Genomic DNA, 7,226 nt, shown 5'->3' with positions numbered 1-7,226 from the left:
GGCGCAGTGCTTTTCTGCGCCAGAGGGATCAACTGACGGAACGCCGATGGCGTCTGGTTCAGCACCGTCACGCCCTCGTCGACCAGCAACGCCAGGAACTCTTCCGGTGAACGGCTGGTGAAATACGGCACGATCACCAAACTGCCGCCGTACACCAGTGCGCCAAAGATTTCCCACACCGAGAAGTCGAAGGCATAGGAATGGAACAGGGTCCAGACGTCGTCGTGGTTGAAACCGAAATCGCCCTGGGTGGCCTGGAGCAAACGTTCGACGTTGCGCTGGGTCAACTGCGCGCCTTTCGGCTGACCGGTCGAGCCCGAGGTGTAGATCACATAGGCCAGTTGTTCCGGGTCGATGGTCACCTGTGGCGCGCTGCATGGCTCTGCAGAAAGGTCCAGGGTGTCCAGCGCCAATACCTGTACTAGCAACGGCAGGTCCAGGCTGGACAGGCTGATGACCTGTTGCAGGCCGGAATCCTCGACCATGTAGGCCAGCCGCTCAGCCGGGTAGTCCGGATCCAGCGGCACGTAGGCACCGCCGGCCTTGAGCACGGCCAACAGGGCGACGATCAGTTCCGCTGAACGAGGCAAGGCCACGCCGACCAGCACATCGCTGCCCACACCGAGGCTCACCAAGCGATGGGCCAGTTGATTGGCACGTTGCTCCAGTTCGGCATAGCAGACACTGACGCCCTGATGACGGATCGCCACGGCGTCAGGGCGCAACGCCGCCTGCGCGGCAATACGGGACGATACCGGCACGAACGCCGGGAAATGTTGCTGAACCGCACTCCATTGCGCCAACTGCTGCCGCTCGTTAGCGCTGTTGAGCTGCACCCCACCCAGCGCGGTGTCACTGCCAGCCACCAGTTGTTTGAGCAACTGCAGCCAATGTGCGCCCAGCCGCTCAATGGTCGAGTGTTCGAAGCGTTCGGCGGCATACAACAGGCGTACGTGAACCACACCGTCAGTGTTTTCTTCGGTGTCCAGCACCAGGTCAAATTGAGCACTGCGCTCAGTCAGTTCCAGGCGTTCAAAGCCGAGCCCGCTGCGTTGTGCCAGGCCGACGATATCGCGGCGCTGGTGGTTGAACAACACCTGAAACAGCGGGTGCGTCCCGGGTGTGCGCTGGCTGACCAGCGTCTCCACCAACTGCTCGAACGGCACGTCGGCGTGGGCCTGGGCGTTGAGGGTGACATCCCGGGCCTGGCCCAGCAGTTCGCCAACCGTCTGCACAGCAGCCAATTGCAGGCGCAGTACCAGCGTGTTGATCAAACAACCCACCAGCCCCTGGCTTTCGCCCTGCTCGCGGCCACTGACCGGCAAGCCGATGCGCACATCGTGTTGCCCGCTGTAGCGTTGCAGCAGCAGACCGAAACCGGCCAGCAGCACATGGAACAAGGTACAGCCATTGGTTTGCGCGGTGTGGCGCAGATCCGCGAGCAATGCACCGTCCAGCGTAAAGCCATGGCAGGCGCCACGCCCCTCCGACAGTTCCGGGCGGGCACGGTCATACGGCAGGGCCAGCGGTTCGCCCGCGTCCTCCAGTTGTGCGGTCCAGTAACCCAGTTGGCGTTGCATCTCGGCGCCATCCAGACGCTCACGCTGCCAGGCGACGTAATCGACGTAGTCCCACGCCAACACAGGCAACTGCGCAGTCCGCCCAGCCTTGGCGGCGGCGTAGCACTCACCCAGTTCGTCCATCAACAATGCCATGGACCAGCCATCGGCGATCAGGTGATGCAGGCACACCAGCACGACGTGGCGGTCCTGTTCAAGCTGCATCAGCGTGACCCGCAGCAACGACGCATGCTCCAGATCGAATGGACGGGCGATCTCGTCGGCGGCTATCTGATGAACTGCAGCAAGGCGTTGCCCCGGCGTTACATGACTCACGTCGACATCGCGCCACTGCGGTCTGCGCCCAGCGACGATCTTGAGTCGCGGTTGCCCAGCCTCATCGAAAAACGCGGCGCGCAGCATTTCATGGCGTTCCGCCAATTGGGCAAAGGCCTGGCGCAAGGCGTCATGCTGCAGTTCGCCGCTCAGTTGCAAGGCACCGGCAATGGTGTAGGCACTGCTTTGTGGGTCCAGTTGCGCCAGGAACCACAGCCGTTGTTGCGCCGCAGACAGCGGCAAGACGCCCGTGCGTGGCAGCCGGGGAATAGCCGGCGTCTCGGGTGCGGCCAAGGCCGTCGGCGCCGGTTGCAATGCCGCCAGGGCAGCAATGGTCGGCATGGCGAACAACTGTTTCGGTGTCAGCTTCAAGCCACGTTTTCTGGCACGGGCAATAATCTGCAGGCTCAGGATCGAGTCGCCGCCCAGTTCAAAGAAATTGTCGTCACGACCGACCTTGTCGCACTTGAGTACCGCCTGCCAGATCTCGGCCAGGAGGGTTTCATGCTCGCCTTGCGGGGCCGCGAAGTGCTGCGCGGAGCTGGCCTCGGCCGGTGCAGTCGGCAAGGGCAAGGCGTTTCGATCGAGCTTGCCATTGGCATTCAACGGCAAACGTTCGAGTAGGATCAGTCGGGCCGGCACCAGATAGTCCGGCAGGTGCTGTGCAAGGCGCTCGCGCAGGCTGTCCAGGTGCAGGTGCGTGCCTGTTTCTGCCACCAGATAGCCCAGTAATTGCGGATGTTCATCGGCGTTCAGGCTGGCCAGTCGCACCGCAGCGGCCGCGACCCCCGGCAATGCACTCAAGCAGGCGGTGATGTCGCCCAGTTCGACGCGGTTACCGCGAATCTTCACCTGATCGTCAGTGCGGCCGAGAAACTCCAGTTGCCCCTCACGCAGGCACACGCGATCCCCCGTACGGTACAGCCGCTCGCCCGGGAATGCAGGCGCGAAGACAAAGCGCTCAGCGGTCTGCCCGGCTTGCCCCAGGTACCCACGCGCCAGGCAGCGACCGCTGAGGTACAGCTCTCCCGGCTGCCCGGCGGGCAACAACCGTTGCTCGGCATCCAGCACCCGCGCAACCACGTTGGCCAGCGGCCGGCCCAGCGGCAGGCGATCGGGTATCGAGTGATCGGCGCCCAGTGCCCAGGTCAGCACGCCCACCGTGGTTTCACTCGGGCCATAGTGGTTGATGATCCGGCAGTCTGGACGCAGCGCGCGAATGCGCTCCAACAGCGCTCTGTCACAGGCTTCGCCCCCCACGATCAGGGTATGGCCGGGCAGCACATCGGCTGCGCGCTCGGCGTGCAAAAGGCCACGCAAGTGGCTTGGCACGATTTTCAATACCTCAACCTGATGGCGCGTCATGTACTCGGCGAAGCGGTCAGGGTCAAAGCGCCGCTCCTGCCCGGGCACATGCAGCAGGCCGCCATTACACAAAGCGCCGAACAGCTGGGTATGGCCCAGGTCCGCAGCACTGGTCGACACCAGCGCCATGCTTGCCCCGGAGGGCAATTGCAGGCGCTCGAGAATGGCCTGTACATAGTTGGCCAATGCGCCATGCTCGACCAGAACGCCTTTAGGCTGCCCGGTAGAGCCCGAGGTGTAGATCAGGTAGGCGCCCTGCTCGGCGGACACGCTCAGTGCAGGGGCTTCGGCGCTCTGGCCACTCAGCTCAGCGCTGTCCAGCGCCAACAGCGGATGCGCGCAGGCCTCGGCCAACGTTTGGGTGGCTGCATGGCACAGCAGCAACGCCGCACCACTACCGTCAAGCAGCCTGCCAAGGCGTTCAGCGGGCTGGCGACAGTCCAGCGGCAGGTACACCGCACCGGCCTTGAGGATGCCGAGCAAACCGATGACCAGGTCAACCGATGGCTCGACACACAAGCCAACCGGCGTTTCCGGGCATACACCGCGCTGGATCAGCGCATGGGCCAGGCGGTTGGCGGCCGCTTCGACCTCGGCCCGACTCAGGCGTTGCTGTTCGTCCTGTAGCGCAGGGGCATCGGGGTTCAAGGCCAACTGTTCGGCCCAGCCATCAAGCACCGTCACCCACGGGAACTCACGTGTATCGCCGCGCAGTTCACTCAGCGCGTGCGCTGCATCGCCTGGCAGCGCCACCGGCAGTTGCTGCACACGCAGCTCGGGTTGGTTGGCCATGGCCATCAGCAGCTTCCGCACTTGCAGCAGCAAGCGTTCGATCTGCTGCGCGGTGAACGCAGCGCGTTGGAACGAGAACGTCAGGTGCAGTTGCTCGTCGAGGCTGGCGATCAGGCTCAACGGGTAGTTGTTACGCCCACGTGCCGCTGCCTCGGCCGCCTGATCGTCGAGCAGGCTCAGTTTCAGGCCCGCCGGTTGCTGGCGCAGCACCTCGTCCAGCGGGTAGTTCTCGAACACCAGAATGCTCTCGAACAGTGCGCCGCTCTGCACGCCGTCGCCGGGACGGGCCACGCGCTGCACGTCGGCCAGTGGGCTGTGCTCCAGCGCACGCAAGTCCAGGTTGGTGCGCTGCAAGGCTTGCAACCAGGTCGCCACCGATTGCTCCGTCGGCAGTTGGACCCGCAGCGGCAAGGTGTTGATGAACAGCCCGACCATTTCCTCGACACCGGCCAGCGGCAAGCCGCGACCAGAAACCGTGATGCCGAACAGCACATCGCTGCTGTTGGCATAGTGCCCCAGCAACACGGCCCAGGCGCCCTGCAACAGGGTGTTGATGGTAACCCCCAGACGCTGCGCCGCAGCACGCAGATGCGCAGTTTCACTGTTTGCAAAGGTGCTGCCGAGTTCGGCATACCCCTGTTGCCCGGAAGCCGTTGAAAGGCGACCCGGCAGCGGCGTCGGCGCCGTCCAGTCGGCCAATTGCCCGTGCCAGAAGTCCTGGCGAGCCGCTACGGATTGCCGTTGCAGCCAACCGATATAGTCGGCGTACGGCCGTGAACCGATCGCGCCCGCCCCGGCTGCATGGCCATGATAATGGCCCAGCACATCGCGCAGGATCAGGCCCATGCTCCAGCCATCAAGGGCGATATGGTGGTTGCTCCAGATCATCCACCATTGATCTTCAGCAACACGTAACAGGCCCAGGCGTATTTCACCGGCACGGCGGAACTCGAAACCGGCACGGCGCTCCCCGTCCAGCAGGTCCTGACGACGTTGGCGCTGTTCACTCAGGCTCAGGCCGCGCCAGTCATGGGCCTGCAGAGTGACCCGGGCATGGCGCTGCACCACCTGCAACGGCATGCCGACTTCTTCCCAGTAATAGGCGGTACGCAATACCGGATAGCGCTCGGCAACCCGGGTCCAGGCCGCAATCAATGCCTCCTGGTCCAGCAGGCCTTCGATGAGGAAGCCACGCTGGTAGAAGTAGGCATCCTCGACGCCGTCTTGCAGAGCGTGGAACAGCATGCCCTGTTGCAGCGGCGATAACGGATAGACGTCTTCGATTTCGCGAGCCGCCAACGGCAAGCTGTCCAGTTGCTCCTGACTCAGGCGGGTCAGCGGGAAATCGCTTGGCGTCACCCCGCCCGCCTCGGCGCTCAGGCAATGTTCGAGGACTTCGTGCAACGCCTCGGCGTAGCCGTCCAGCAAGGCCTGCACACTGGCAACACTGTGCTGCGTCGTGTCGAAGCGCCAGTTCAGGCTCAGCTCGGCGCCATGCACTTGGGCATTGATTTCCAGGCGCTTGAGCGAGGGGGCTTGCGCGCTCTGTACTTGCCCGCACGACTCTGTCGCCAAGACGAACAGCCCCTGCGCCGCGAAGCTGGCGTCCAGTTGGCCAAGGTAGTTGAAGGTCACCTGCGCAGCAGGCAACTCAGCCAGTTGGGACGCCCCCGCCAGATAACGCAGGGCGCCATAACCGACGCCTTTGCTGGGCACCTGACGCACGGCTTCCTTGATCGCCTTCAGGTTCTCGCCGATGCCTTCGAAGCGCATCAGGCGTTGTGGGTACAGGCTGGTGAACCAGCCAACGGTGCGGGTCAGGTCGATGTCCGCGAACAGCGCCTCGCGGCCATGGCCTTCCAGATCGATCAGCACACTGGGCTGCCCGCTCCAGGCGCACAGGGTACGGGCCAGGGCCGTCAGCAGCAGGTCGTCAATGCGCGTGCGGTACGCCGCGTTCGCGGTTTTCAGCAACTGGGCGGTGCGGGCCTTGTCCAGGGTCAGGGTCAGGCTTTCGATACCGCCACCGGGGGCGCCATCTTCCGGGAACTGATCCACGGGCCCCGCAAGCTGCTGTTGCCAGTAGGCCACTTCCGTTTGCAGCACCTCGTCGTGGGCAAAGGCTTCCATGTGTTCGGCCCAGTGCTTGTAGGCGCTGGTCTTGGCCGGCAATGGCTGCCCGGCGTAGGCCTGCTGCAGATCCTCCAGCAGGATGCGCCACGACACCCCATCAACCACCAGGTGATGCACCACCAGCAGCAAGCGGGCCGTCCCATCGGCCAGTCGAATATGCACGGCACGCAGCAGTGGGCCGTCTTGCAGGCTGAGGCTGGCTTGCGCTTCGTCGCAATGGGCGGTGATTTCAGCAGCAGAAGACGCTTCGCGCTCCCACAACACGCCCTGTTCGCTCGGAGTTCGATGGTGTTGAACCCAGCGGTTCCCCTGCTGCTGCCAGTTCAGGCGCAAGGCGTCATGGTGCGCCACCAAGGCCTGCAAGGCACAGTTCAGCGCCTGGCTGTCCAGCGGTTGCGCGGCCTTGAGCAGCACCGACTGGTTCCAGTGGTGCCGCTGCGGAATCGGCTGTTCAAAGAACCAGGCCTGGATCGGCGCTAGCGGCACCGCGCCACTGACCGGGCCTTGGTCAATAGCCAACCCACCTTCCAGCGGTTTGGCCGCACGCGCCAGGGCTTGCAGGGTCTGGTGTTGAAACAGGTCTTTGGGCGTCAGCGCCAAACCGGCCTGCCGCGCACGGCTGACCACCTGGATCGAGACGATCGAGTCGCCACCCAGCTCGAAGAAGTTGTCGTGCAACCCTACCTGTTCCAGCCCCAGCACCTGTTGCCAGATCGCAGCCAAGGCCAACTCTTCGACAGAAGTCGGCGCTTGGAAGGTCTGGCTTTCCCACACTGGCTCCGGCAGGGCCTTGCGGTCCACCTTGCCATTGGGGGTCAACGGGAAGCGTTCCAGAACCAGGATCTTGCTCGGCACCATGTAGTCCGGCAGTTGCTGTTTCAGCTCGCTCAGCAGGGTTTCAACCAGGCCATCATCGCGGCTAGACACCACGTAACCCACCAGGCGCTTGTCGCGCAGCAGCACTACCGCCTCACCGACGTCGGCATGGGCCTGCAGTCGCGCTTCGATTTCGCCCAGTTCGATGCGGTAGCCGCGCAGCTT

Annotated in this window: 1 protein-coding gene; it reads right to left on the bottom strand. The window is 64.0% G+C overall.

Annotated features, from left to right (window positions below):
* Positions 1-7,226 (bottom strand): non-ribosomal peptide synthetase (locus EKA13_RS25010; RefSeq protein ID WP_125862967.1); only part of this gene is annotated, 7,226 nt, incomplete at both ends.

It is taken from the genome of Pseudomonas defluvii (assembly GCF_001695625.1).
Taxonomy (GTDB): Bacteria; Pseudomonadota; Gammaproteobacteria; order Pseudomonadales; family Pseudomonadaceae; genus Aquipseudomonas; species Aquipseudomonas defluvii.
This window is presented reverse-complemented; position numbering and strand designations above follow the sequence as displayed.